Genomic DNA, 24692 nt, shown 5'->3' on the forward strand with positions numbered 1-24692 from the left:
CTTACGTTTTACAACGCCCGCTAAGCCACTGAAGCACAAATAAAAACGGCCTGGACAGGGCCAGGCCGTTAATAATTGTAAAACCTGTTGCAGCCGGTTCGCGATCTAACGACGCCCAGGCCAGGCAAAAATGGCTGAGAACCTGCAGTTCAGGGTTCTAAATCCGCATTTCAAAGCCATTTTCAACGCCGCCTGAGCCCAGCGCCGCAGAACGGGAACAGAGGCTTACTTGAGAACGGCCAACGCAGCGTCGTAGTTCGGCTCTTCGGCGATTTCCTTGACCAGCTCGCTGTGCAGCACGTTGTCGTTCTCGTCCAGCACCACCACTGCGCGTGCGGTCAGGCCGGCCAGCGGGCCGTCGGCAATGGCCACGCCGTAGTTTTCGATGAACTCACGGCCACGCAGGGTGGACAGGTTCTGTACGTTTTCCAGGCCTTCGGCGCCGCAGAAACGAGCCTGGGCGAACGGCAGGTCAGCCGAGATGCACAGCACCACGGTGTTGGCCAGTTCGTTGGCCTGGGCGTTGAACTTGCGCACCGAGGTGGCGCAGGTCGGGGTGTCGACACTTGGGAAAATATTCAGCACTTTGCGCTTGCCGGCAAAGCTGCTCAGGGTGACGTCGGCCAGGCCTGCACCCACCAGGGAAAACGCAGGGGCCTTGGAACCGGCTTGCGGCAGTTGACCGTTGACTTGCACCGGGTTGCCTTTAAGAGTGACTTGAGCCATGAACGGAGTCCTTTTGCACGAAGGTGATTGAACAGCGATAAGGTTTTTTCGAAAGGCCGAAGTTAACCACGAAACACGCCAACGACCTATGCCCAGCCCACAATTTATCCCCCAAATCCCGCCACATTCCCTGCGCCCCTGTAGCCGCTGTCGAGGCATGAGGCTGCGCAGGCCCTCAACACCGCCACACCTATTCCAGACACTCCCCCAGCGCCAGTCAGGCCCAGCGTCCGAACGCGGCCCGAGCCTGGGGCAGCGCCTACGGGGTTTTGGGGTCAGGCCAGCAGTTCAAGCATGTTGCGATGGCGGGCCTGGAAAATGCGCCGCATATAGGCATTCACCAGCAGCCACTCCAGCGGCGCACCGCCCAGCGCCTGGTAGGTCACGCGATCGGTGTAGAGGGTCCCGCCTTCGGCCGCCTCCACCCGATGCTCATGGCGAAAGGCACGCATCGGCCCCTTGAGCATCTCGTCGACAAAATGGCTGGGGCCCACCTCACGTATCACCACCTTCCAGTTCGCCGGGATGACACCGAACATCCAGTGGCGAAACCTGAACTCGCGCCCCTCGGCGATCCGCAGGTCGTTGATATCGATCTCCCCCAGGGGCGTCACCGGCTCCGGAAAAATCTTCGGAAAGTTGCTGCCCTCCAGGCAGAAGTCGAGGACTTGCGCCGGGCTGCGCCCGGGAATGAAGGTGCTGCGTAACAAGACCGCCATTAATGAACAACTCCCTGTGTTGAAAAAAACCGCCACCGCAGGCCAAGAAAGAGTCTCAGCCAAGTATTAACGAGTCGATTTGACAACCTTCAGGTCATTCTTTCAGTTTCGTGATGCGGTATACACAACCGCCAGAGGCAGCACAGCCTATCTACCGCCGCCAGATCAGCGACCCTTGAGTTTGAGGTAGGACTGGTGCAGGTCCGAAGCCCAGCCGTCGATCACGCCTTTGACGTCGTTGGCCTGCATCACTTGGGTATCGTTTTCCAAGGGTTTGCCGGTGCCTTTGCGCACCACCTGGGCCAACACCGCGTCACTGCTGCCGTCGAGGAATACTGCTTCGGTGGCGAGGGTGGTTTCCTGGTCGCGGATGCCACTGGCGGTGCTGACTGCCGCAGCCACCAGGGCCACCGGGATGATTTCATAAGGCTTGAGGCCCTCGGTCTTGCTGCTGACCGCAGTGATCGCCGCCCGCACCACAATCACACCCGGGCCGGGACCGTTGGCCAGCGGCAGGGACTTACTCATCTCGCGCTGCAACGCCTGGTCGTAATAACGGGTCAGGCCGGACAAAGTGCTCTGGGGGATTTTTGCGGTGGGCTGGGGCTGAGGGTAGAACTGGGTAGGTTCGATGTACACGCTGCGGTATTGCTTCACGTCGAGCTTGGGATCGATCCAGCGCATCACCTCCACCCCCGAGGGCGACTTGGCTTCCTTGAGCCGGCTGTAATCCTTGAGGAAGCCGGAATATTCGTCGGGTTGGGTGACGCTGCTGGAGCAGCCGGTAATCCCGAGTGAGGCGATGCAAAGCATGCTTATCATCAGTGAACGTTTCATGGGTAACTCCTATCAGGGGCCAAGCGATGCTGGTTTGGAGGAGTTATAGGTATAGCCAAAACACGGCACTTTGCTGGTGCTGCGGAGTTGTTTCTACCCCCGTTACCAGTCACTTCACACGCCCGCACGCAACCGAAACTCGCCCCGATCGCTGCGGACGCACTAAAAACCTAGCGCCGGCGAAACAGCGGCCGTGGCTCGATCACCGAGCGCCCATATTGCACGCTCATGCCGACCAGACCCTTGAGGGCGTCGGTGGCGGATTTGTCTTCGCGCACGGCAAAGCTGTCGAAGCCGCACTGGCGCATATGGCTGAGCTGATCGCGCAGCACATCGCCGATGGCGCGCAACTCGCCGAGCCAGCCCAGGCGGGTGCGCAGCAGATAGGCCTGGCTGTAGGCACGGCCGTCGCGAAAGCTCGGGAAGTCCAGGGCAATCATCGGCAGCAGCTTGAGCCAGGGCTTGAGGCTTTCCACCTCGTCGTCCGGGCCCAGCCACACCGCGTCCCGCGCCGGGTGGTGCTCGATGCGCCGGATCAGCCAGCGCGCCAGGGGCAAGACCAGGGGCCCGTCGGGCAACGGGCCGTCGACCTCGCGGACCAGGGTCCAGGCATCGTCCTCCACCAGCCGCGCTTCGCCTTCCTGCAGTTGCAACAGGTTATTCATGCCAGTGCCTCCTGGGCCTTGGGGTAGACCCGCTCCTTGAACGGTTCCAGGCCGATGCGGTTGAGGGTGTCGATAAACAGCTCTTCGCTTTCGCGGTAGCGCACGAAGGTAGCGATGATCCACTCGATCACCTGGGGGATTTCGGCGGCGCTGAACGACGGACCGATCACCTTGCCCAGGGTGCTGTCGCGGCCCTGGGCGCCGCCGAGGGTGACCTGGTACCACTCGCTGCCGTTTTTATCGACCCCGAGAATGCCGATGTTGCCGATGTGGTGGTGGCCGCAGGCATTGATGCAGCCGGAGATATTGAGGCTGATATCCCCCAGGTCGTGCAGGTAATCCAGGTCTTCGAAACGCTGCTGGATACCCTGGGCAATGGGGATCGACTTGGCATTGGCCAGGGCGCAGAAATCACCGCCGGGGCAGGCAATGATGTCGGTCAGCAGGCCGACGTTGGCGCAGCCCAGGCCCTGCTCGCAGGCTTGCTGCCAGAGGTCGAACAACAGCGACTTGGGCACGTCCGGCAGGACGATGTTCTGCTCGTGGGCCATGCGGATCTCACCAAAGCCGAACTGTTCGGACCAGTCGGCCACCGCACTCATCTGCTCGGCGCGGACATCCCCTGGCGGCGACGCCATGCCCGGTTTGGTCGAGAGCACCACGCAGGTGTAGCCCGGCACTTTGTGCGGCTGCACGTTGCGCGCAACCCAGCGGGCAAACCCCGGGTTCTCGGCCAGGCGCACGCCGTGGTCGAGGTCGATCTCGCTGCGCGGCGGGTAATCGGGGGCGACAAAGGCGCTGGCGACCCGCTGGTACTCGGCTTCGGTCAATTGCGCCGGGCCGTCCTTGAGGTGCTGCCATTCCTCCTCCACTTCCTTGGCGAAGGCTTCGATCCCCAGGGCCTTGACCAGGATCTTGATCCGCGCCTTGTACTTGTTGTCGCGCCGCCCGTGACGGTTGTAGACCCGCAGTACGGCCTCGACGTAGGACAGCAGGTGCTGCCAGGGCAAGCCTTCGCGAATCTGCAAGCCAAGGATCGGCGTGCGCCCCAGGCCGCCGCCGACGATCACCCGCAGCAGCATTTCCCCGGACCGGGTGCGGTACAGGTACAGGCCGATGTCGTGCATCATGATCGCCGCCCGATCCTCCCTGGCCGAGCAGATGGCGATCTTGAACTTGCGCGGCAGGTACAAGAATTCCGGGTTGATGGTCGACCACTGGCGCAGGATTTCCGCCAGCGGCCGAGGGTCGAGGATCTCGTCGGCGGCCACCCCGGCAAAGGCTTCGGTGGTGATGTTGCGCACACAGTTGCCGGAGGTCTGGATCGCATGCATCTCGACCTCGGCCAGGCGTTCGAGGATGTCCGGCACCTCGACTAGCTCGATCCAGTTGAACTGCATGTTCTGCCGGGTGGTGATGTGGCCGTAGCCGCGGTCGTAGTCCCGGGCGATGCTGGCCAGGGTGCGCATCTGCCGCGCACTGAGGGTGCCGTAGGGAATCGCCACCCGCAGCATGTAGGCATGCTTTTGCATGTACAGGCCGTTCTGCAGCCGCAGCGGCAGGAACTCTTCCTCGCTCAGTTCGCCGGCCAGGAACCGCTCGACCTGATCGCGAAACTGCGCCACCCGCTCAAAGACCAGGGCCCGGTCGTAATCGTCATACAGATACATGTCATTGCCTCATCAGTACTGCGCCGCTCCCTCCCGCCCCCTCCAACCTGTAGCCACTGCCGCAGGCTCGGGCCGCGCTCGGACGCTGGCCTGCCCGGACAATCGGGGAGTGCCAGAGCGATCCTGGCCCAGCAACGGGCCAGCGCAGCCTCGTGCCACGGCAGCGGCTACAGGGTTGGGGGTCGCACGCTGGAGGGGGCGGACAGGGTTCTTGTGTGATGAAGACTATGGCGCAACAGCTCAGCGCGTTACAGATTCAGGTAAATACTAAAAAACCATATCAGGGCGCGGCCGATGGCCGCAGGCAGGCGAAAAATCTGATCCGTATTAATGCAGTTTTTCTGAGCCTGTTTTGTTTCGCCCATGCTTTCTACAGTTTGCGGCATGCCAGACCGGGTGGCCTGGCAAGACTTTGCAACCGTGGAAGAATTGACCATGAGCACAGCAACAATCGAACCGGCCTACAACTACAAGGTCGTTCGCCAATTCGTCGTGGCGACCGTGGTATGGGGCGTCATCGGCATGGCCATGGGGGTGTGGATCGCCTCGCAACTGGTGTGGCCGGAAATGAACCTCGACCTGCCCTGGACCACCTTCGGTCGCCTGCGTCCGCTGCACACCAGCCTGGTGATTTTCGGCTTTGCCGGCAGCGCCCAGTTTGCCGCCAGCTACTACGCGGTACAGCGCACCTGCCAGGTGCGGCTGTACTCCGACACCCTGGCCGCCTTCACCTTCTGGGGCTGGCAATCGGTGATCGTGATCATGCTGATCAGCCTGCCCCTGGGCTACACCACCACCAAGGAATACGCCGAGATCGAGTTCAGCGGCGCGGTGTGGATGACGGTGGTCTGGGTCGCCTACGCCATCGTGTTCTTCACCACCGTGGTGCAGCGCAAGACCAAGCATATCTACGTCGGCAACTGGTTCTTCGGCGCCTTTATCCTGGTGATCGCCATGCTCCACGTGGTCAACCACCTGTCGATCCCGGTGGACTGGTTCAAGTCCTACCCGGTGTATTCCGGGGCCACGGACGCCATGGTCCAGTGGTGGTACGGCCACAACGCCGTAGGTTTCTTCCTGACCACCGGTTTCCTGGGGATGATGTATTACTTCGTGCCCAAGCAGGTCGGGCGCCCGGTGTACTCCTATCGCCTGTCGATCGTGCATTTCTGGGCCCTGATCACCCTGTACATCTGGGCCGGCCCGCACCACCTGCACTACACCGCCCTGCCGGATTGGGCGCAGTCCCTGGGCATGGCCATGTCCCTGATCCTCCTGGCCCCGAGCTGGGGCGGCATGATCAACGGCATGATGACGCTCTCGGGCGCCTGGCATAAATTGCGCACCGACCCGATCCTGCGTTTTCTGGTGCTGTCCCTGGCGTTCTACGGCATGTCGACCTTCGAGGGGCCGATGATGGCGATCAAGACGGTCAACGCCCTGTCCCACTACACCGACTGGACCATCGGCCACGTGCACGCCGGGGCCCTGGGCTGGGTGGCGATGATCACCTTCGGCTCGCTGTACCACATGATCCCCAAGGTCTTCGGCCGCGAGCAGATGTACAGCACACCGCTGATCAACCTGCACTTCTGGCTGGCGACCATCGGCACCGTGCTCTACATCGCTTCGATGTGGGTCAACGGCATCACCCAGGGCCTGATGTGGCGCGCGATCAACGACGACGGCACCCTCACCTACTCCTTTGTCGAAGCCTTGCAGGCCAGCCATCCGGGGTTCGTGGTGCGCTTTGCCGGCGGCGTGTTCTTCCTCAGCGGCATGCTGCTGATGGCCTACAACACCTGGCGCACCGTACGCGTGGCCGACCTTGGCCTGGCCGAGCGCGAAGCGCAGATTGCCTGACCAACCCGGGCGCCCTCTAGCGGGGGCGCCCGCCTTGCCCGGGAGCATTCACCCATGGAAATCCTCTTCAACCTGCTGGGCGTGGCCGGCCTGTACCTGTGCATCGAGTACTGCCTGCGCCACCACAACAGCCAAAGCCTGGACGATGCCAGCCTGATTCCCTTTGCCGACGACCCGGAAGTGGCGCGCCGGGTCGAGCTGGCCACCGGCAAGAAAGTCAAGGCCGTGGCCCCCGAAGAAGCCAGGCCGGGTTGGGGCAATATCGATATTTGAGGCCTGGACCACGGTCCGGCACCGGCCCTTTGGTTTAAGCTGCACGCCTGGTTTCACAAGGACGTCTGCCATGCACACTGACCACGACACACCCGGCAAGGCCGGCCGGCACACCCTGAAAACCCTGGCGTTGCTCGGCCTGAGCCTGACGCTGGGGGGCTGCGAGTCGCTGTTCATGCTCGGCTGCATGGGCCGCACGGCGTTGCAGATCGAGCCCGGACAACTGCCCGCCGCCATCGTCGGCCAGCCCTATCAGGTCAGGTTGACGGTGCCGGGGTCCCATACGCCCCTGAGCGGGTTCTACCTGGACCCGGCCACACGCTTGCCCGAGGGCATCGAGCTGCGGCAGCTGGCTAATAGCGACTTCGCAGAGCTGTCGGGCACCGCGCACACCCCAGGGGTCTATCCGGTGCTGATCTACACCGCCAGCTACGGCACCCAATGCGCCGGGCAAAGCGCCGAGCGCAGCTATCAGTTGCAGGTCGTGGCGCCGTAGGCACGGCGCCGACGGCGGGATCAACCGCGTTCGCGGGGGATCAGGCTTTGCAGTTGCGCGGCGAGAAAGTTGCCGTCGAAGGCAAAGGTATCCGGGTCTTTCAGGCCGTTGGTCTTGCGCCATTGCCACGTGCCAGACGCCAGCCCCACCAGGGACACGCTGCCATAACGCGCTGCGGTCAGGCCCATCACCGCGAGTGAAATCAGACCACCGGCGCCCATCACATCCGGCACGAATTCCACCGGCTTGCCGGCGATCACGATGGTCAGTTTCTCGGTCTTGAAGGTCGAGGTTTCCACCGCCACGCTGGGGCCGAACGCGACATAGGGTTCGCGCGCGACTTCCAGCAGGTTGGGGCTCTTGACCGGGTCCAGCCATTGCTCGATCTGGTCGAACAGCTCGCCGATACGGGTGGCCCAGACCGCCGACTGGCTTTCGAACAGCTGTTTCTTGTGCGCTTCGCTCTGGGCGAATTGCTTGAGCATCTCGCCCAGTTGCTGTACGTCGTCCATTGTCTTGATCCTTGAGTAAACCGGTGTTGCGGGTCTGGATCATGGCAGATGCCAGCCACGGCCGTATGACTAAAGTGCCCGTCGGTACGGCCGACACAGAAGCACATACCCCAGCACCAGGATGGCCCCGTGCGCACCACCTCCCTCTCGTTATGGCTCGGCCTCTGCCCGGCACTGCTGCTTGGCGGCTGCTCTCAGCGGCCGCCGGCCCCCGGCGCAGCGCTCGATGGGCAACACGCCAGGCTGGTGTACATGGCCAAGGGCAGCGCGATACCGGTGATGTTCTCCAGCGGCCCGGCCAGCACCCCAACCCCTCAGCTCAAGCAAGTGGGCAAGGTGTTCGACAACACCGAACTCAAGGAAATGGGCAGTCTGGTCACCGGCTTCTCCCAGTTCGTCGACTCCTTCGGTCGCGAGCGCATGCGCTCATTGCCCAGCCGTGAGCAGATTGTCGAGGTCGGTCAGGCGTACAAGGTCAGTACCAACGTCAAGGCCCTGTACCAGACCTACAACGCCCAATACAGCCTGACCTGCCGCCCGCCCACCGTATTCCTCACCCCCAAGGGCAACAGCAGCTACCTGTTCGAATTCCTGATCCAGGTGCAGGACCAGAATCACGGCGGCTGCGACATCAAGACCTACGAACTGGGGGCCAACGGCGAACGGCGGCTAATCGAACACCCGAGCTGACAGCGCCCCCAGGCACCGCCCAAGCGGGCGTGGCAACGGCCCGGGGTCGGCAGTTACGGCGAATGATATTTCCTGATAGATCGACGGGGCGTTCTCGGGGCACACTCTGCGGCCTCACAGGAGGTCATCAACAGGAGTCTTGCATGCGAACCATCGGCCTTATCGGCGGCATGAGCTGGGAGTCCAGCGCCGAGTATTACCGGCTTATCAACCAGCAGGTGCGCGAGCAGCTCGGGCCCTTGCGCTCGGCAAAACTGCTGATGTACAGCGTCGACTTCGGGCCTGTCGAGCAGGCGCAACATGCCGGGCGCTGGGAAGATGCGGCGCTGATTCTGGTGGACGCGGCGCAGCGCCTGCAAGCTGGCGGCGCCGAGTGCATCGTGCTCTGCACCAACACCATGCACCGGGTCGCCGAGCAGATTCAGAACGCGGTCGAGGTGCCCTTTCTGCATATCGCCGACCCCGTGGCCCAGGCCGCGCGGGAAGCCGGCACACTCAAGGTCGGGCTGCTGGGCACGGCCTTCAGCATGGAGCAACCCTTCCTCAAGGAGCGCCTCGGCGCCCAGGGCCTGGAAGTGCTGGTACCGGACGCCGAGGAGCGCCAGGCGCTGCACCGGATCATCTACGAGGAGTTGTGCGTGGGCATCATCAGCGCCGAATCGCGCCGGGTGTATCAGCAGGTCATCGCCTCATTGATGGCCCGCGGCGCCCAGGCGGTGATCCTGGGCTGCACGGAAATCGGCCTGCTGATCAAGCCCGAGCACAGCCCCCTGCCCCTGTTCGACACCACCGAGCTGCATGCGCAGGCGGCAGTTGCCTTTGCCTTGCAGCAGCCCTGAAGCAGTCAGGTTTGGGCGCGGGATTGGCGCTTGGCCGAGGTTGTTTCAGGTAGGGCGTCGGCGCTGGTGAGGGCCAGCGCAGCCTTCGGCAGCGGCTACAGGGTAGCCGCTGACGGTGGGTCAGGCCGTGGGGGCTGGCCGCAGGCGCGCCATGCTCAGGGTGTCGACGTAACGCCCGTCCCGCACGGCATATTCACGCAGCAGGCCTTCGCTGTCGAAACCGAATTTGTGGTACAGGGCGATGGCGGCTTCGTTGTCGGCGTACACCGTCAATTCCACGCGGCGCAGGTTCATCCAGTTGTCGGCCACATCCAATACCGCCGCCAGCAGACAGGTGCCAATGCCCTTGCCCTGCCAGGGCACCGCGACGCCCATGCCGATGCTGCCGCAGTGAGCGCGGCGGATCCGCGAGTACTGCTCGATGCTGCAACTGCCGATCACCGAGCCTTGATGCAGCGCCACCAGCGCCACGCGGCGCTCGTTGTCCGGGTCCAGGCGCTTGCGCCAGACCTCGCGCGACTGATACGGCATCTGCAACACCTGGCGCGCCACGGCCGGGTCGTTATAGAGGGCGGTGATGCCATCGAGGTGCGCCTCGCTGAAGCGTTCGATGACGATGGTCGGGTCACGGTGAGACATGGCAGGCTCGTCCTTGAAATCGGTGTGGCCGCCGAGTGTAAGCGGCCCGCCTCCGACTTGGCGAGCACCTCGCCCGCCTGCCGTCCCACCCGTTACTCGAACCAGTCGCGCCGCTCGTTGAAGGTGTTGAGGATCAGCTCCACCATCAGCTCCACCGCCTGCGGGTGCTCGACCTGGGCATTGACCGCCATCCACGCCTGGCGCTGCATGCCCTCGGCGAACAACCCGGGCAAGGCCGTCAGCCCGCGATCGAAGCAGCTCATGTAGCGCGGCAGCAGCCCGATGCAGGCGCTGCAGCGGATCATCTCCAGCATCAGTTCGTAGGCATGCACCTGCACCACCCCGGCCAGACGCTGTTCCACCAGGCTGTTCCAGGGACGCAAGGCCTCGATCTGGCGGTCATGCTGCCACTGCACCAGCATGTAGTCGGCCAGGTCATCCAGGCTGTCGGGGCGCGCCGCCACCCGCGAATAGCGCTTGGCGATATGCGGCAGGTAGTCCAGACGCGCCAGGGCTCGCGGCGTATCGGTGGCGAAGCTCGGCCCGGGCGCTGGCGAGTCCACCCCGGCCAGCCACAGCACCACATCGGCGCTCAGGGCTTGAAGCGACAGCTCGCTGTCGATCGAGATGATCTCCAGGCGCACGCTGGCGTTGCGCCGCAGCAGGGCAATCAGGTCGCGGCCGAGGATGTCGTGCAGGATCGACTCGGCCACCGCCAGGCGGATCAACGGCTGCTCGATCACCGGCAACCGCCGTTCATGGGCCAGGGCGATCAACTGCGCCTGTAACTGATGGCCTTCGCGACTCAAGGTCAAGGCACTCCCGTGGTAGCTGAACAATGAGCGCTGCACCTGTTCTTCGAGCAAGGCCAGCTGCTTGCGCAACAGCGTGGCCTTGATATTGAGGCTGCGCGCCGCCTGCATGAAACAGCCACAGCGGGCGCTGGCCAGAAAGTAGCGGGCCACCTCGGGGTCGATGGCGGCCGCCAGGGCCAGCCAGGCTTCCCGAGGTTCGCCGGACGAGCGATAAGGCGCGATGCCCTGGGGTGCAGCGGGTTCTAAAAAGGCCATTGTTGACTCCCTGTCTTATGGTTATTGCATCCATTGCCGGTGGCTAAAGCGGCTCCTCCAGCACTTTGTTCAATTGCGCGCCATCGATGCTCAGGGTCGCGGTGTTGAGCATGCCTTCGAGGTAGGCCTTGGCGATCTGCTCCTGGCGTTGCGCACGCAGGGCCTGGGTCAGCCGTTCGCGCAGCTCATCGAGGCTGGCCAGGCGCGCCGGCTGTTGCTCGACGAGCTTGAGCACATGGAACCCGGCCGCGCTCTGCACCGCGTCCGAAACCGACCCTGGCTTGAGCCGCGCCACCACGCCACGCACCTCCGGCACCAGTTGCTGCAAGGGCTGCAGGCCACTATCGCCACCGCGCCGGGCACTCTCGCGGTCCTGGGAGTACTGCGCGGCCAGGGCGCCGAACTCGGCGGGCGCGGCTTGGGCCCGGCGACTCAACTCCTGGGCCTGACGCCGCACCGAATCCAGGCTTTGCGGGTCATCGAGCGCCAGGAAGATCTGGCTGACCCGGTACAGCGCCGGGGTCATCCACCCCGCCTTGCCGCTGTCGTAGGCCTGTTGCAGTTCCGCCTCGCTGGGGTAGCCCGGCGGCACCTGGCTGACCGAAAGCATGTAGTCGCGAAACACAATTTGCTCGGTGGCGGCGCGCATCTGCTGCTCGACCTCCGGGCGCTGGCGCCAGCCCTGGGCATCGGCCTGCTCCAGCACGGCCTTTTGCGCCAGGCGCGAACGAATCCAGGTTTCCAGGGCCGGACGATTGCCCCGCAGTTGCTGCCGCGACTCTTCGGGCAGCGCCGCGAGCAACGCCGTGAGCTCCGGCAGTGCCACCTGCTGATTGCCCAGGCGTGCCACTGCCGGCCCGCTTGGCTCGAGGTCGATGGCGGGCGCCGCCTGCTGGGCGGCCACCGGGTCGACGCCAGGACGCAAGGCCAGGCCCACGCCCACCACCAGCAACGCCAGGGCCCCGGCGCCGATCACCAGGCTGGGCTTTTTCACAGGGCGTGCGCCTCTTCAGTGGGGGCCGGCGCGGGGGCAGCGGCGGCGGATTCCTGGGCCTGGAGCTGCGCCGCGTGCTGGCTGTATTCGCGCAGGTAGACGATGAATTCCTGCAACAGGCGGTCCCAGAGTTCCAGCTGGCTGCGCAGGTGGCTTTCGCCAACACCGGCCACCACCACGTCCATTTCCATCACCAGAAACTCGCCCTGCAACCCCAGGCGGGCAAAGCGCCGCGAGGCATTCCACAGCTGCGCCAGGCCGTCCGGCAAATCACCCTGGACCCGCAGCGCGCAGCTGTAGGTGAAATCCACGTAGCTGCCCGGCTCCGCCGCCGGGTTGCCGAAGCGCACGGCAAAACCGATGCCCTGGCTGGCGCTGAGCAGTTGCACGATGGCGTTCTGTTCGCTCTGGTTGACCCGGTAGCCGGCCTCTTGCAGCAGCTCGGTAAGGCTTGGCACGGTGACGCTGGTAATCAGTTGTGGGCTGTTCATGCAGGTTCTTCCTTGTCAGTCAGTGGTTGATCGCAGCCTGGGGGGCATCGAAGCGGTTCTGGTACAGCCCGTCGCCAAAGCCCTGGGCCAGTTCCTCGAACTTGACCCGGGCGCTGCTGGCAAATGGCTGGCGGATTTTCATCACGTCGGCCACGTCGATTTTTTCGTAGGCCGCCAGTACCTCTTTGGAGACCTCGTACATCTGCTGATTCTTGACCGAACATTGCTGCACTTGTGTGTCACGTTCGGCCAATTGCCCTTGCAACCGCGCACGCTCGGTCTCTTTGCCCCGGGCCATGACCAGCAGCTCGTCATAGGCCTTCTTGAACTTGCCGGCCTGCTCGCTGCTGGCCGCCACCTGGGCCTGGGCCTGGCTGTGCAGGCTTTGCTGCTGGCCGGCCAGTTGTTCGGCCAGGGCCCGGGTCTTGTCCAGCTCGGCGGTCAGTTGCCTGATTTGCGCCTGGGCCTGCTTTGCCTGGTTTTCCGCAGCGCTGCGTGCAGCAGTGGCCTGGGCCTGTTCGCTTTGCAGGGCCTGCAATTGCGCGGTGGTGCTGCGCAGCTGAGTGCGCAGGCGCTCCTCCATGCCTTCGGCCGAGGCACCGCTGGCGGCCAGGCCGCCCAGGGCCAGTAACAGGCAGCAAGCGCCTGCCCGGGTTCGCGTGTTCATGTGGCGTCTCCCTGCGCGTCAGAAGCGCGTGTTGATTTCCAGCTGCATGACGTCGACTTCAAACGGCGCGCCATACACCTCTGAAGCGCTCAGCCAACGGGCGCTGGCGTAGATGTTCTTGTCGATGCCGTAGTTGCCGCCGATGAAATAGCCCTTGGCGTTGGTGCCGCCCAGGTGAAACGACGAGTCGTTGAAGCCGTCCGGCAAGGCGTCGGGCTGGATGTACTTGTAGCCAGCCAGCAGGTTCCAGTCGCCGGCCTTTTTCATCTCCAGCGCGCTGCCCAGGGTGAACTGCACCATCAGCGCGTTGGCGCCGCTTTCAAACTGGCCATTGCGGTTGATGTTGTTGACGATTTCGCCCTCGCTGCGCTTGAGCATCTCGCCCTTGTCGTAGGCCAGGTTGTGAATGAAGTTGGTCTGGCTGCGCAGCTTGAGGTCGTCCGGCAACTCGGCATCCCACACCAGGTTCAGGTCGAGCACGTCGAACTTGGACGCCAGGCCGACGTACTGCGGCTGCGGGGTCAGGCCGGGCGTGGCCGGGTTGGGGCTGATATCGCGCAGCAGGAACACGCTGTTGCCCTTCTGCATGAAGGCCACCCGCGAGCCGTCACTGTCACACGCCGGCTGCCCGGCCCAGGGTGCGCAAGGGCTGGAGCGCTGGCCTTCGATGTCGTCGAAGCGGTAGTAGGCCAACGCGCCTTTGAGGCTGTTGCCACGATTGATCCGCCAGTTGGCGCCGATCTGCCCGCCGAACAGCCATTTGTTGTCGCTGTCTTCCTTGTCCAGGCCGTTGCTGCTGGCGGTGTCGGAGCTGTACTCGACCGGGAACGCGCCCAGGGTGCCGAACAGCCCCCAATCGCTGTTGAGCGTGTGATTGAAGATCGCCGCCACGCCGTCGAAGTTGAGGTCGTTGGAATACATCATGTCGGTGGAGAAAAACGGGTTGGCGATCCGCCCGCCGGTGAGGGTCAGGTCCTGGGTAGCCTTCCAGGTCAGGTAGCCCTGGTCGAGCCAGATGTCCTTCTTGCCAAAGCCGCCGCCCAGGGTCTGGGTGGTGGACACCGGGTTGTTGTCGGAACCGGTGCCGATCCGCACGCCGGCGGTCCACTCCGGTGAAATCAGCGCTTTCATGCCCAACCGTGCGCGCAGGCGGAACAGGTTTTCCCGATCTTCGCGGGTGTTGAGCAAGGGTGGCAGTTTGGTGTTGGTGTCTTTGTTGACGTCGTAGGGGCCCGTGTCGTTGAGCTTGGCGTAGTCGACGATTTCATTGCTGTTGTTGCCCGAGTAGTAGCGCGACTCGTCCCGCAGGCGAATGTCGCCGTCGAAGCTGATGCGCGACACCCAGTCGGGGAAGGTGTTGGGCTGGGCCCAGTTTTCCTGCTTGGCGGTGGCCATGACCTCGGCCTTGACCTGATCGCGGATCTGGTCGCGCACCGCCGCCGGTACGTACTGCACCCGCACATCCCCCGGGGCGGTGGCGGGGCCGGCCGCCACCGCCGTCGCATTGCTCGCCTGACGGGCCTGGCGGGCTTCGCTTTCAGCCTGGGCAATCAGCCCGTCGGCCTGTTCCTGCTTGAGCACGCCCTGCTGCACCAGCAGGCGGATCAGGTTGATCGTGGCGTTTTCCGAAGGCGCAGCCGGAGCGGCCGTCGCCTGGCCGACCAGGGTCGCAATGACCATGCCGACCGCCAGGGTCAATCGATTCACGTGGGAAATCATCTGCACACAACTCCTGTAGAAAACTGCAAATAGGGTTCGATCAATCCGGACGCCGGCCCTTGAGGGACAGGCGCACCGGCAGGGTCAGCGAGGCCGGCGTGCGCTCCTTGAGCCGCGGCGTGGCGCGCAACGCCGCCAGCACCTGGGCATCGGTCTGCGGGTCGCCACTGGACTGCACCAGCTCGGCCCGGGTGACCTGGCCATCGGCGCTCAACCACAGGTCCGCCTGTACTGCGTAGGCCTTCTTGCGCAGCTCCGGGTCTTCGCGCAGCAGGCGCTGGAAGGTCGCCGCCAGGTACTGCTTGAACGTCCCGGTGCCCAGGCCGCCCCCACCGGAACCGGCCATGCCGCCGCCCTTGCCGGCGCCGATGTTGAAACCGTCGTTGCCGGACTGGGCATCGCCGTCGATCTGCATCGGGTTGGCCAGGTCCTGGGCCGGGTTGGGCGGTGCCTCTTCCTCGGGCTTGACCTGTTCCGGCTCTGGTGTCGGCTCGGGTTCGGGGACTTTTTCCTCGACCTGGGGCTCAGGCTCCTTCGGCTTTTCCGGAGGCGGTGGGGGTGGCGGCGGCAAGGGAATGATGGTCGGCACCTTGGGCGCTTCACGGCGCACGCCGCTCATGTCATTGGCCCATTGCCAGAGCAGCCAGGCCGCCACCGCGCCCAGCAGCAGGCCGGCGCCCCACTTCAACAGGCGCGCGGCGCGCGGCGTGTGCCGCACCGGTGGCAGCTGGATAGGTTGTTGTGCGGTCATTGCTCAGCCCTGGCTCGGTTTGCCGGTGACCAGCCCGACCTGGGACAGCTCCAGGCGCCGCAGCAGGTCGAGCACCTCGATCACCTTCTGGTACTGCACCGTGGCATCGCCGCGGACAATCACCGGAAAGTCCGGGCTCTGGGCCTTCTCGATGCGCAGGCGCTCTTCCAGCTCGGCCAGGGTCACCGGGTAGGCGTCGAGGAACACCTGGCCGCCGTCGTTCACCGAAATCGCCTTGGTCTTGGCCTCGGACAACGACACCGAGGCGCTGGCCTTGGGCAGGTGGATCTGGATCCCCGAGACCTGGGCGGTGGCGGTGAGGATAAACATCACCAGCACCACCATCAGCACGTCCACCAGGGGCGTGATGTTGATGCTGTCGACGGCGGCATCTTCTTCGTCGTCATGGGAGGCGTTCACGGAAGCCATGGCGGTTCTCCTCAGGCCGGTACGGAAGCGTTGGGATGGCTGACCCGCCAATGGGCGTTTTCGCTGTGCTGGCTCTCGCCGTGCATCTCCGCCAGGCGGGTGATGAACTCGTCGACGAACACCCGCATGTCGGCGCTGACCTCGCGGTTGCGGGTGATCAGGCGGTTGTAGCCAAACAGCGCCGGGATCGCGACGAACAGGCCCATGGCGGTGGCCAGCAGGGCCGCGGCCATGCCCGGGGCGATGGCGTTGATGTTGACGTCACCGGCCATGGCCGTGCCGAGGAACACCACCATGATCCCCAGCACCGTGCCCAAGAGGCCGATATAGGGTCCGCCGGCGATGGCGTTGGACAGGGTCGACAGCTTGGCGCTGAGCTGCTGGTTTTCCCGGGTGCGCACCCCGTCCATGGAGCAGCGGATGGCCTCGATGGTGGCCGCCGAGACCGACGACGTGTCGGCGCCCTGGGCCCGCCGGGTGCGGATCTCCTTGACCGCCACCAGGTACAGGCGCCACAGCGAGGAATGGGTCAGGCGCTCGGCCAGTTGCGGGTCGTCGGCGAACATTTCCAGGCGCGTGCCGATCTGCGCGAACTGCTCGCGAAAGACTTCATTGGCACTGCTGACCCGGCTGACCATGCGGTTCTTGCGCAGCATGATTACCCAGGACTGGATCATCATCCCCACCAGCACCAGGATGATCACCCAAGCGTCCACCGGCACCGCGTTGAGCAGAAAGCCCAGGCTGCCGAAACCGAAACCCGACTGCTCTTCATCGACGCCATAGGCCACCAGCTTCGACTCGGCGCCTTGGGCGCTGGCGTCGGCCAGGAGCAAGGCGGCCGGACGCGAGACCTTGGACAAGCGCAGTTCGTCCAGGGCCCCGGTGAATGGCAGGTGGGTGCTGGCGGCGTCCGGCAGGTCGGCGCCGATGGCCAGGGGCGAATTGAACGCCGGCAGCGCCAGGGCCAGGCTCGCGGTTTCGCGGCCGTTGAGGTAGAGCGCAACCCGCTCGCCCTGGGCAGTAAAGGCCAGGTGTTGCCATTGACCGGGGTTCAGCGGCTGGGTCGAAACAGCGCGCTGGCCGTCGATCTCCACGAACGGCGTGCCCTGGTTCAAGCCCAGCAACAGGCTGTGGGCGCCGTCGCGACGGGCCAGCAGCACTTGCTCGCCGCTGGCCTGGTCCAGGCGCAGCCAGCTGCTGAAGGTAAAGGCGCCACCGGCGCTGTGTTGCAGCGACGGGCTGGCCGGCAACAACAGCGGCTGGCCGCTGAACTGCAAGGCGCGGCCGATCACCCCGTCGATGCTGGCGCCCGTGGCGTTCTGCGCCGTGTTGCCGTAGGCGGTGGTGTCCTTGGCCGGCGTGCCGTTGGCGCCGTCGAAGTGGTAGATCGCGCTGTAGTTCGGATCGAAGGTCAGTTGGCCATTGGCGGTGGCCGGGGCCTTCTGGTTGCCGTAGTACATCCAGATGTCCTGGCGCTGGCCGCCTTCGACCTTGGGCACATCGACCCAGATCAGGGCCATGCCCATCAGCGGGTCGAAGCTTTCGATCTGGTGGTTGAGCACGGTCTTGTCATCGGCCGCGACAAAGCGCAGGTCGGCGCCGTCTTCCTTGACCCCGTCAAAGGTGAAGTTGCCGGTGTGCAGGCGTACCAGCAGCGCGGTACGGCCCAGGGCCTCGTTGATCGCCGCGCCCTGGGGCGTGGTGTCGACCGAAATCTGCTTGCGGTAATGCCAGTCATCCTGCCACCAGGCATGGGCCGTGGCCGGGAGCACGAAGCCCAGGCAGATCAACAGGCTCAGGAATAAGCGTTGCATGTGATGGGTTCTCCGTAAAAGTCAGAACGTCGCCTGCACACTGAAGTGCAGGCGCGGGTCGTATTTCTGGGTGTTGGGGCCGTCTTTGAGCGGGTAGCCCCAGTCCAGGCTGCCGGACAGCCACTTGCTCAAACTGGCGCGGGTGCCGAGGCCGACACTGGCCAGGCTGTACTCGTCTTCCTGTTCGGGCAGCGGGTCATGCAGGGACAGGTGTGCGCCTTCGGCGAAGGCGTAGAAGCGCCACTCCTGCACATAGCTGCCGAGAAACCTGGCCAGGGACGGCGTACGCAGCTCCTGGGACAGCAGGTAGCCCTCATCCCCCGTGCGCTCGGCGGCCAGGTAGCCGCGCACCGAGGTGGCGCCACCGGCGGAATACTGCTCGTTGGACACCAGCGGTCCGGAGGCCAGTTGGAAGCCGGCCTTGGACGCCGACTGCCAGTCGCTGGCGAAGGTGTAGGTGAAGTTCAGGTCGCCCTTGAGCACGGCAAAGCTCGGGCTCGCGGCGTCGCGCTTGTACTGGAACTCCTCCGCATCGCTGCCGTAGCCGAAAAAGCTGCGGGTGCCGACGATCAGGTTCAGGCCCAGCCCCAGTTGCGATCTTTCGCTGTAGCGGTAGCCGTTGTAGCCAAAGGTCAGCGGCGCGTACTTGAGCGGGATCTGGTCGCTGCTGGAGCCGAAACGCATCTGCTCGTCGAAGTCCTTGAAATCCACCCCCACGGACAACGAGTTGGCCCAGTTGCCGGCGGCCGGCAGGCTGTAGATCGCCGACACGCCGTAGGAATGGCCCTTGCCCAGCACGTTGCTGCCGCCGATGGTGGCGATGTTGCTGTCGGACTGATAGCCGGAGAGCTGCAGGCTCCAGCGCTCGCTCAAGGGCGCGCTGTAGGAGCCCGACCAGACCTTGGCGTTGGCGCTGTCCTGGGGCGCGGTGAAGTAGGTCAGGGAAATGCTGTGCCCCAGTTGCCAGAGGTTGTCGTAGCCCAGGGTGGCGACGCTGCGCAGCTTCTCGGTGTCGGCGCTGTAGTCGTTGTTCAGGCCAAGGCTGGCGTGCCACGGATTCTGGTCCTCCACCTGCAGGTCGACGTCCATGGTTCCCGGGCGCTGGCCTTCACGCACCAGCGGCGTGACCTGGCGCCCGGCGCTGCGGTTGAGGCCGGCGAGCTGGGTCTGCACCCGGGCGAAATCCGGCACCTGGCCTTCTTGCAGCGCCGGCACCTCGTCGCGGATCTCCACCGGCGAATAGTGCTTGGCGCCGACCACACGCACCCGGCCGACCTTGGTCTCGCTGACTTGCAGGTAGACGATACCGTCATCGACCTTCTGCTCCGGCAGCTCGACAAACACCGACTGATAGCCCTGGGCCTGGTAGACCTTCTGCAAGGCATCGCGCGCGCCTTCGATATCGCTCAAGGCCTTTTGCGGGCCGAGAAACGGGTACACCGCCTCCTCGATGGCCCGGGCATCGAGCACCGTGTTGCCGCGCACAAAGTACTCGTTGACGTCCACCAGCCGTGGCGCCGGCTCCGCGCCCTGCCCCACAGGCGCCTCGTCGGCCTGGGCCGTCGGCACCAGCGCCCCCAGCGCCAGCCAGCCGCACAGCGCCAGGCCGCGCCCGCCCGCCGCCGGCCGCTTTGACTTGAACAGATGCTCCACACCGCCCCCTAGATTGCCGAAATTGCCCGGTCGCCCGGAACCGGCCGTCGCTGTCTGCACAGCGTTTGGCCCCTTCAATTGTTCGATGTCGATGTGTGGGCGTGGCGCGACAGCCAGGTGTGCAGCAAGGCGAAATTCAGGGAGAACTCCGGCATTTGCAGCAAGGCGCCGCAGAACACTTCACCGATGATTTTCTGGATCAGTTGCACCGCTCGCGGGTTGTTGAGCAAGGTGGCGATGTCGCGGCTGAGGGCGTTGAAACTCCAGACCTTCTGATTCAGGTCCAGGCCGACAAACCAGCGAAACAGCAGGTTGTAATTGAGCTGCTCGTACAACTGCTGCTCGCTGGGCACCGAATACAGCAGTTGCAGCAACAAAATCTGCAACACCGTCTGCGGCGCGATCAGCATGCCCGGCTCGGCGTTCAGGCCTTGCAGCAGGTCACGGTGCTCGGCCAGCAAGTCATCGATCTGCGGGCGCAGCAGCACCAGCGAATGCCCCGGCGGGATGTAGCTGGACACCTCCTTCAAGGCGCCCTGCCAGTCATCCTGGGACACAATCCAGACCCACGGCGCGCCGTAGCGATACACCGACACCGGCTTCTTGCGCGCGGCCTCGACAATCTTCGACAGCCGCTGATCCAGCTCCTGCATGCCCACTTTCGAGTAACGTTCCATAGTCCCCATCGCCTCACTCCTGGCATCCCGCCTCGCCCCGAAAAAAGCCCCCTGGGCCCCCTCAAGCGCGTTACATAGCCAAGACCTGTGCGACCCGGTGCTACCGAACTTTTGTCACAAAAGCTTCATTCACAAAAAAGCGCCGCCCAACCGCCCACGGCAAAAGCCCGGGCAGGCGCTGAAAAAAATCAAGAAAAAGAGCAAGAGAGCCTGTAGCCGCCGCAGGCTCAGGCCGCGTTCAGATGCTGGCCAGAATAGGCGCGAGAGATACAGGCGGGGGAAGTGTGGGGTTCTTATGGCCCGCATCCATAGGCAAGCCGAGCCTGGCACCCGCGGCTAGCGGACCGAGGTGCCAAGCTCCCACCCGGATTAACCAGAAGACTCACCCGCAAGGGTTTAAACAGACAGATCGTCCAGCAACAGGATCTCAATCCGCTCCTTGCCCCGGCCGGTATTCTTGCGTTTGAGTTTCACCTGGCCAATCTCGCGGGTTGAACGGGGGTGGGTGCCGCCACAGGCCATCCGGGCAAACCCCTCCACCTGCCAATACCTGCGCTGGGCCTGGACATCGCTGAAGTCGGTGACGATGGGCAGGTCACGGGCGATCAGTTCGTTCGCCGCCTGTTCGATCTCGGGGAACCAGACGGCAAGGCTGACATCGCTGGCGAAATCGATACGGGCCTTGTCCTGAGCGATATGCGCGCCGATCCGCTCAATGCCCGGGCGCAGTTGATAGACCAGTTGCAGGACCATTTCCGCGGCGAAGTGCAGACGCATCAGCCGATAGCGCCTGGCCCAGTCAATGCGCCATGCGACCGGGTCCCCGACCTTGAGCGAGTGGTCGTGCGCCAAGGTGTAGACGATCTCCAGGCCGAGCTTTTCGGCCTTGATCACCGGGTAACCGGCCAATGAGCCGTGATCGCTTTCCTGGCCGCCGGAGAAGGCGAAAAATATCGTCGCCTCGACCTGCACCTGCTCGCCATTCACTTGGGTGACGACGGTGTCCAGCATCGTCCGGTAAGGCTCGTCCCAGAATATTTTGCGCGTCATGTTCCTGATCTTCCTTTTTTGAACATGAACAGACAGTAGTTAATCCGGACCGGGATGGCTTGTACGATCTTGCTCTATGCGCGCCCTGCTCCTGGCGCCTTGCCCGCGAGGTCAGGCCTGGGCAAACAGCGCCTGGATATCCCGCAACAGCCGGAAGTGATCGCTGACCGCGAACAGGCCGACCGAGGGTTGCAAATGATCGGTGCCGGGCGCCGCGACGCCGCTGGCGATGATCTGGAACTGATTCGCGCGGTCAGGCAGGTCCCGCAGGCCGTAGGCCGCATGGCGCGAGATACGCTGCTGGCCATCGTTGTAACGCTGGCCCTTGGCCCGGCACTGCAGGAGATCCGCCGGTTCGGGGCGCTGGCGCGAGGCAAAATCATAAATCTCGACAATGGGCGCTTCGTGATTGCCGAGGATCTCCAGGACGTAAATCCCGTAGAACCACTCGCCGATCTGCACCGACGCGGCATCACCGGCCCTCCAGAACGTCTGGTCCTTGGTCCTTGCCGGGCGCCGGCTCAGCGCGGTCGGCGGCGAAACGAGCAAGGCCTTGACCGCCTCGCGCTGGCGATAAAAAGCGTCGCTCAGCACCACCTGGTCGTTGAGCCGGTCGACCGCCCGCAACGCACCGTGGGTCAAGCCGTCGTCCTTGAACCCATGACGGTGCAGCACCACCGCCAGGGCCAGGCATATCAGGTCCTTGTAATGATCGGTGGCAACCTCCCCGGAGGCGTTCAACACACAATTCCAACGCAACAACAGCGGCCCGATCACCCGCGCCGCGAGCGCCTCATGGGGGTCTTTTTCCGGGCCCAGCATCTCCCAGGCGGTAAGTCGCGAAACGTCATGTACGATGGGATCGACCAGATCACGGGGAAGATAAGCCAGCAGTTGTTTGTGATTCAAAATCGAGCGCCTGGGTTGTGAGAGGGGTTGCGGATCCTTGCCCAGACGCGCGCGCCGGGTCAAACAACAATTTGCCCGGCTGTAGCCGCTGCCAAGGCACGAGGCTGGGCTGGCCCTCATGGGCGCTGGAAGTACACCTGGAACAATTGCGCTGGATTTTATGATCAGCGCAGCCTCCAGCAGCAGCTACTTCACCGCCGCTAAAATCCGCTCCAGCTCCGGCCGCGTGTATTTCTCCCAGGGGCACACCTCCCGAGGATCGCCGCGGTGGCAATATTCCCCGGCATCAAACGCCTGATAGATGGAAAACGCCGGCTCAGGCATTTGCGCGTCCAGGGACAGGTCGACAATCGCGCCAATCAACCCGTTCATGACCTCATCGCAGAACTCGAAATCCCGACTGTTGGAGGTAAACCTTCGGGCCACGGCCAGCGCGACCTGGTTCAACAGGTCGCGCCGATCGACCTGCAGGCGCTGAGCAATAGGGTTCAGGTCGAGGCCGGAGCCTTCTTCGATGGCGGCGCGCATCACGTCATCAAGGTCGGCGTCGCTCAAAGTAATAATCATCGATGCAAGGATCCGCCATGCAAAAGGCCGGAGTATGCAACGTCGATGCAGGATCCGCCCAGCCCGGAGGTGTGCCACACCAGACGTCACTTTCCACCCCTCCTCCCAGCCTTTATCCTGCCGCTCCTTGTTCGCTGGCTTTTGGGGTTTTCATGTACGTCGATGTTCCGCGCCGCCTGGTGTTTTTTGACAAGAGCGACACCGCCAAGGTCCCGTGCCTGACCCAATACCATCCGGACACGGGGGCGCTGACCCAACCGCTGGGTGCCCAGCCGGATGACAGGGTGTGGGATGTGGCGCGCGATGGTCGGCGCATGGCCCTGCAAGGGGCTGACTGGCAGGTGGTGCGGGGCGCCAGTCGCTCTCGCCTGAGTTTTCTGGAGGACGGTGCGGCGCTGCATGAGACCCAACAGTTCCTGTCGTTCTGGTGCCGGTTCGACCCCAGTGGCCGCTACGCGCTGACCAGCACTTTCAATGGCAAAAAACGCCCGGTGGTGATCGACCTCGACAACGGAACTTGCAGTGAGCCTATCGCCCGAGATGTGGACGCGCGCTACGGCTGCATCGACCCCTTGCAAGGCAGGCTGTGGGTGCCCGACGAGCGTACGCGCAACAGCCTGCTGGCGGTGGACTGCGCCAGTGGCGAAATCGACAAGCTGACGCTGGCGCTGGAGGCCAAGAGCAAGAGCCTGCGGTTTTCCCGGGACGGCCAGTCCCTGTTTGTCACGACCGACAGCAATCGGCTGCTCTGCTGCGACCGCACGGGCGCCACGCTGTGGTCCCGGGACCTGGGGGAATACGGCCAGTTGGGCTCGGGGACGATCCTGTTCAACGAATCCGGCAGCCATTTATGCGTGCCGATCTCGTCAACGCCACACTCGCGCTGGGGCGAAGACATCATCATCGCAGCCGACAGCGGCCGGATCGAAAACACCTTCGTGCGCCAGAAAGGCCCACCCGCCCGGCTCGCCGCCGACTGGTTTGGCGATCATCTGTTGACCCATCTGGCCGAGGTCGTGGATTTTTTCACCGGGGACATGGTCGAGCAGTTGGAGCTGTCGACTGTGCGGCCTGCATAAGAGCGAGCCGCCGCGGCTACCCCCTGTAGCCGTGGCCGGAGTCGAGCGGCAGTGGCTATCGCAGCCGCAACCTATGTCGTGACCTGGCCCTCAGCGCCGACGCCATCAATCCCCTCTTCCAGCATGGCCAGCGCGCCGACAATCAGCGCCTGCATGCCCTGAGCCAGCTCCAGCTCCATCTCGGCCTCTTCCACCGCACGGTCCGCGTTCACCACCGGCTCCCGGCCCGTGACCGAATACACCGTGTCGGACACGGCGATGCAGTGGAAGGCCACAGTCGCCAGCAACCAGCGCGCCTGCTCCTTTGAAATGCCATAGGCCTGGGCGATATGGCTCTGATGCCCGTCGATCTTGGCAAGCATGGGCTGCGTCGCCGCCAGCCTGCGGATCACGTAGGGGGTCAGCCCGGGGTGAGCCTTGACGAACTCGCGAGTCGAAGTGACGAACAGGCTCAGGTACTCGCGCAGGCCGCCAGGCTCGTTGCCGCTGGCCTGGGGGATCTGCCAACGGCTGAAAATCTCCTCGGCGACCATGCTCTTCAGTGCTTCGAGGTTCGCCACGTGCTTGTAGAGCGCCATATGGCTGACCCCGAGCGCGGCGCTGACACCCACGAAGGTGATGCTCGGCAAGCCCATCTTGATACCGGCGTCGACGATCCGTTCCCGGGTGATGGTGCGAGGACGCCCGCGTGTTGCGGGTGGTTGTGGCGGTTTCATGCTGATTCCTAGTGCGGGGACTGCAGTGTTGTAGCCGTCTTGTCTAGATTCCGCAAATTAGTTTATAGTCATGCAACTAATTACCGCGTTGATTTTCAAGGCTGTTTCACGCGAAGCCAGCACCCAGTCCCTGCCCTGTTCCTGGAGCACGGCAGCGCGGCAGCGACTCGCCAA

Annotated in this window: 27 protein-coding genes; 6 read left to right on the forward strand and 21 right to left on the reverse strand. The window is 64.1% G+C overall.

The window, feature by feature from the left end:
* Positions 1-225 precede the first annotated feature (225 nt).
* From tpx to nirA, 5 genes are all read right to left on the reverse strand, one after another.
* On the reverse strand, positions 226-726 hold the full coding sequence (tpx, locus tag AC19YX_RS02020) for a thiol peroxidase (RefSeq protein ID WP_020300412.1): 501 nt from the start codon (positions 724-726) through the stop codon (positions 226-228).
* Positions 727-1001: 275 nt separating this feature from the next.
* Positions 1002-1445: an SRPBCC family protein gene (locus tag AC19YX_RS02025; protein ID WP_201130789.1), complete on the reverse strand. Its 444-nt coding sequence runs from the start codon at positions 1443-1445 to the stop codon at positions 1002-1004.
* Between the two features lie 165 nt (positions 1446-1610).
* A complete protein-coding gene (locus AC19YX_RS02030; protein WP_201130788.1) occupies positions 1611-2282 on the reverse strand; it encodes a DUF3313 domain-containing protein in 672 nt (223 codons plus the stop codon).
* A 170-nt stretch (positions 2283-2452) separates the two neighbouring features.
* Positions 2453-2947, reverse strand: a complete 495-nt coding sequence (locus AC19YX_RS02035) for a DUF934 domain-containing protein (protein ID WP_078472090.1) — start codon at positions 2945-2947, stop codon at positions 2453-2455.
* On the reverse strand, positions 2944-4617 hold the full coding sequence (gene nirA / locus AC19YX_RS02040; RefSeq protein WP_500605548.1) for a nitrite reductase NirA: 1674 nt from the start codon (positions 4615-4617) through the stop codon (positions 2944-2946). Before nirA ends, AC19YX_RS02035 begins: the two co-directional genes overlap by 4 nt.
* A 435-nt stretch (positions 4618-5052) precedes the next feature.
* Between nirA and ccoN the strand changes: the two genes are divergently transcribed.
* From ccoN to AC19YX_RS02055, 3 genes are all read left to right on the forward strand, one after another.
* On the forward strand, positions 5053-6480 hold the full coding sequence (gene ccoN / locus AC19YX_RS02045; RefSeq protein ID WP_078472282.1) for a cytochrome-c oxidase, cbb3-type subunit I: 1428 nt from the start codon (positions 5053-5055) through the stop codon (positions 6478-6480).
* A 54-nt stretch (positions 6481-6534) separates the two neighbouring features.
* The gene (locus AC19YX_RS02050; protein WP_078472088.1) at positions 6535-6753 is read left to right on the forward strand and encodes a hypothetical protein; all 219 of its coding nucleotides are present in this window, start codon (positions 6535-6537) and stop codon (positions 6751-6753) included.
* A 70-nt stretch (positions 6754-6823) separates the two neighbouring features.
* Positions 6824-7249, forward strand: coding sequence for a hypothetical protein (locus tag AC19YX_RS02055; RefSeq protein WP_102047932.1), 426 nt, complete (start codon positions 6824-6826; stop codon positions 7247-7249).
* Positions 7250-7269: 20 nt separating this feature from the next.
* Here the strand turns inward: AC19YX_RS02055 and AC19YX_RS02060 are convergent, their stop codons facing one another.
* On the reverse strand, positions 7270-7761 hold the full coding sequence (locus AC19YX_RS02060; RefSeq protein ID WP_078472087.1) for a hypothetical protein: 492 nt from the start codon (positions 7759-7761) through the stop codon (positions 7270-7272).
* 129 nt (positions 7762-7890) lie between these two features.
* On the opposite strand from AC19YX_RS02060, the gene AC19YX_RS02065 reads away from it, so the two are divergent.
* Entirely contained in the window at positions 7891-8451 is a 561-nt protein-coding gene (locus AC19YX_RS02065; RefSeq protein ID WP_421546968.1) for a hypothetical protein, read from the forward strand.
* A 143-nt stretch (positions 8452-8594) separates the two neighbouring features.
* Positions 8595-9290 (forward strand): aspartate/glutamate racemase family protein, encoded by a 696-nt coding sequence (locus AC19YX_RS02070; RefSeq protein ID WP_500605549.1) that lies wholly within the window; start codon positions 8595-8597, stop codon positions 9288-9290.
* A 120-nt stretch (positions 9291-9410) separates the two neighbouring features.
* Here AC19YX_RS02070 and AC19YX_RS02075 read toward each other — a convergent pair whose 3' ends face one another.
* The 14 genes from AC19YX_RS02075 to AC19YX_RS02140 all read right to left on the reverse strand — a co-directional run bounded on the left by AC19YX_RS02075 (position 9411) and on the right by AC19YX_RS02140 (position 22711).
* Positions 9411-9929, reverse strand: a complete 519-nt coding sequence (locus tag AC19YX_RS02075; RefSeq protein ID WP_078472084.1) for a GNAT family N-acetyltransferase — start codon at positions 9927-9929, stop codon at positions 9411-9413.
* A gap of 92 nt (positions 9930-10021) precedes the next feature.
* Complete coding sequence (locus AC19YX_RS02080) at positions 10022-10999, reverse strand: LysR family transcriptional regulator (RefSeq protein WP_078472083.1); 978 nt, start codon at positions 10997-10999, stop codon at positions 10022-10024.
* Positions 11000-11042: 43 nt separating this feature from the next.
* A complete protein-coding gene (locus tag AC19YX_RS02085) occupies positions 11043-11993 on the reverse strand; it encodes a peptidylprolyl isomerase (RefSeq protein WP_421546970.1) in 951 nt (316 codons plus the stop codon).
* Positions 11990-12484: a YbjN domain-containing protein gene (locus AC19YX_RS02090; RefSeq protein ID WP_500605550.1), complete on the reverse strand. Its 495-nt coding sequence runs from the start codon at positions 12482-12484 to the stop codon at positions 11990-11992. Before AC19YX_RS02090 ends, AC19YX_RS02085 begins: the two co-directional genes overlap by 4 nt.
* 19 nt (positions 12485-12503) lie before the next feature.
* On the reverse strand, positions 12504-13151 hold the full coding sequence (locus AC19YX_RS02095) for a DNA repair protein (protein ID WP_500605551.1): 648 nt from the start codon (positions 13149-13151) through the stop codon (positions 12504-12506).
* Positions 13152-13169: 18 nt separating this feature from the next.
* Positions 13170-14870 carry a putative porin gene (locus AC19YX_RS02100; protein WP_078472079.1) on the reverse strand — a complete coding sequence of 567 codons (1701 nt, stop codon included), beginning with the start codon at positions 14868-14870 and terminating at the stop codon, positions 13170-13172.
* Between the two features lie 40 nt (positions 14871-14910).
* On the reverse strand, positions 14911-15621 hold the full coding sequence (locus tag AC19YX_RS02105; RefSeq protein ID WP_078472078.1) for an energy transducer TonB family protein: 711 nt from the start codon (positions 15619-15621) through the stop codon (positions 14911-14913).
* A 3-nt stretch (positions 15622-15624) separates the two neighbouring features.
* Entirely contained in the window at positions 15625-16050 is a 426-nt protein-coding gene (locus tag AC19YX_RS02110; RefSeq protein ID WP_020294495.1) for an ExbD/TolR family protein, read from the reverse strand.
* Between the two features lie 11 nt (positions 16051-16061).
* Positions 16062-17867 (reverse strand): DUF2341 domain-containing protein, encoded by a 1806-nt coding sequence (locus tag AC19YX_RS02115; RefSeq protein WP_500605552.1) that lies wholly within the window; start codon positions 17865-17867, stop codon positions 16062-16064.
* A gap of 21 nt (positions 17868-17888) precedes the next feature.
* On the reverse strand, positions 17889-19520 hold the full coding sequence (locus tag AC19YX_RS02120; RefSeq protein WP_500606130.1) for a ShlB/FhaC/HecB family hemolysin secretion/activation protein: 1632 nt from the start codon (positions 19518-19520) through the stop codon (positions 17889-17891).
* 74 nt (positions 19521-19594) lie between these two features.
* Positions 19595-20206 carry a transposase gene (locus AC19YX_RS02125; protein ID WP_201130779.1) on the reverse strand — a complete coding sequence of 204 codons (612 nt, stop codon included), beginning with the start codon at positions 20204-20206 and terminating at the stop codon, positions 19595-19597.
* A 387-nt stretch (positions 20207-20593) separates the two neighbouring features.
* Complete coding sequence (locus AC19YX_RS02130) at positions 20594-21247, reverse strand: alanyl-tRNA editing protein (RefSeq protein WP_500605553.1); 654 nt, start codon at positions 21245-21247, stop codon at positions 20594-20596.
* Between the two features lie 111 nt (positions 21248-21358).
* Positions 21359-22156, reverse strand: a complete 798-nt coding sequence (locus AC19YX_RS02135; protein WP_500605554.1) for a hypothetical protein — start codon at positions 22154-22156, stop codon at positions 21359-21361.
* A 186-nt stretch (positions 22157-22342) separates the two neighbouring features.
* The gene (locus AC19YX_RS02140; RefSeq protein ID WP_238596173.1) at positions 22343-22711 is read right to left on the reverse strand and encodes a hypothetical protein; all 369 of its coding nucleotides are present in this window, start codon (positions 22709-22711) and stop codon (positions 22343-22345) included.
* Between the two features lie 164 nt (positions 22712-22875).
* On the opposite strand from AC19YX_RS02140, the gene AC19YX_RS02145 reads away from it, so the two are divergent.
* Positions 22876-23802, forward strand: a complete 927-nt coding sequence (locus AC19YX_RS02145; RefSeq protein ID WP_500605555.1) for a YncE family protein — start codon at positions 22876-22878, stop codon at positions 23800-23802.
* Positions 23803-23873: 71 nt separating this feature from the next.
* Here the strand turns inward: AC19YX_RS02145 and AC19YX_RS02150 are convergent, their stop codons facing one another.
* Positions 23874-24518, reverse strand: coding sequence for a TetR/AcrR family transcriptional regulator (locus tag AC19YX_RS02150; protein WP_500605556.1), 645 nt, complete (start codon positions 24516-24518; stop codon positions 23874-23876).
* Positions 24519-24692: the final 174 nt, after the last annotated feature.

The sequence above is a fragment of the Pseudomonas sp. MF09150 genome, assembly GCF_059862355.1.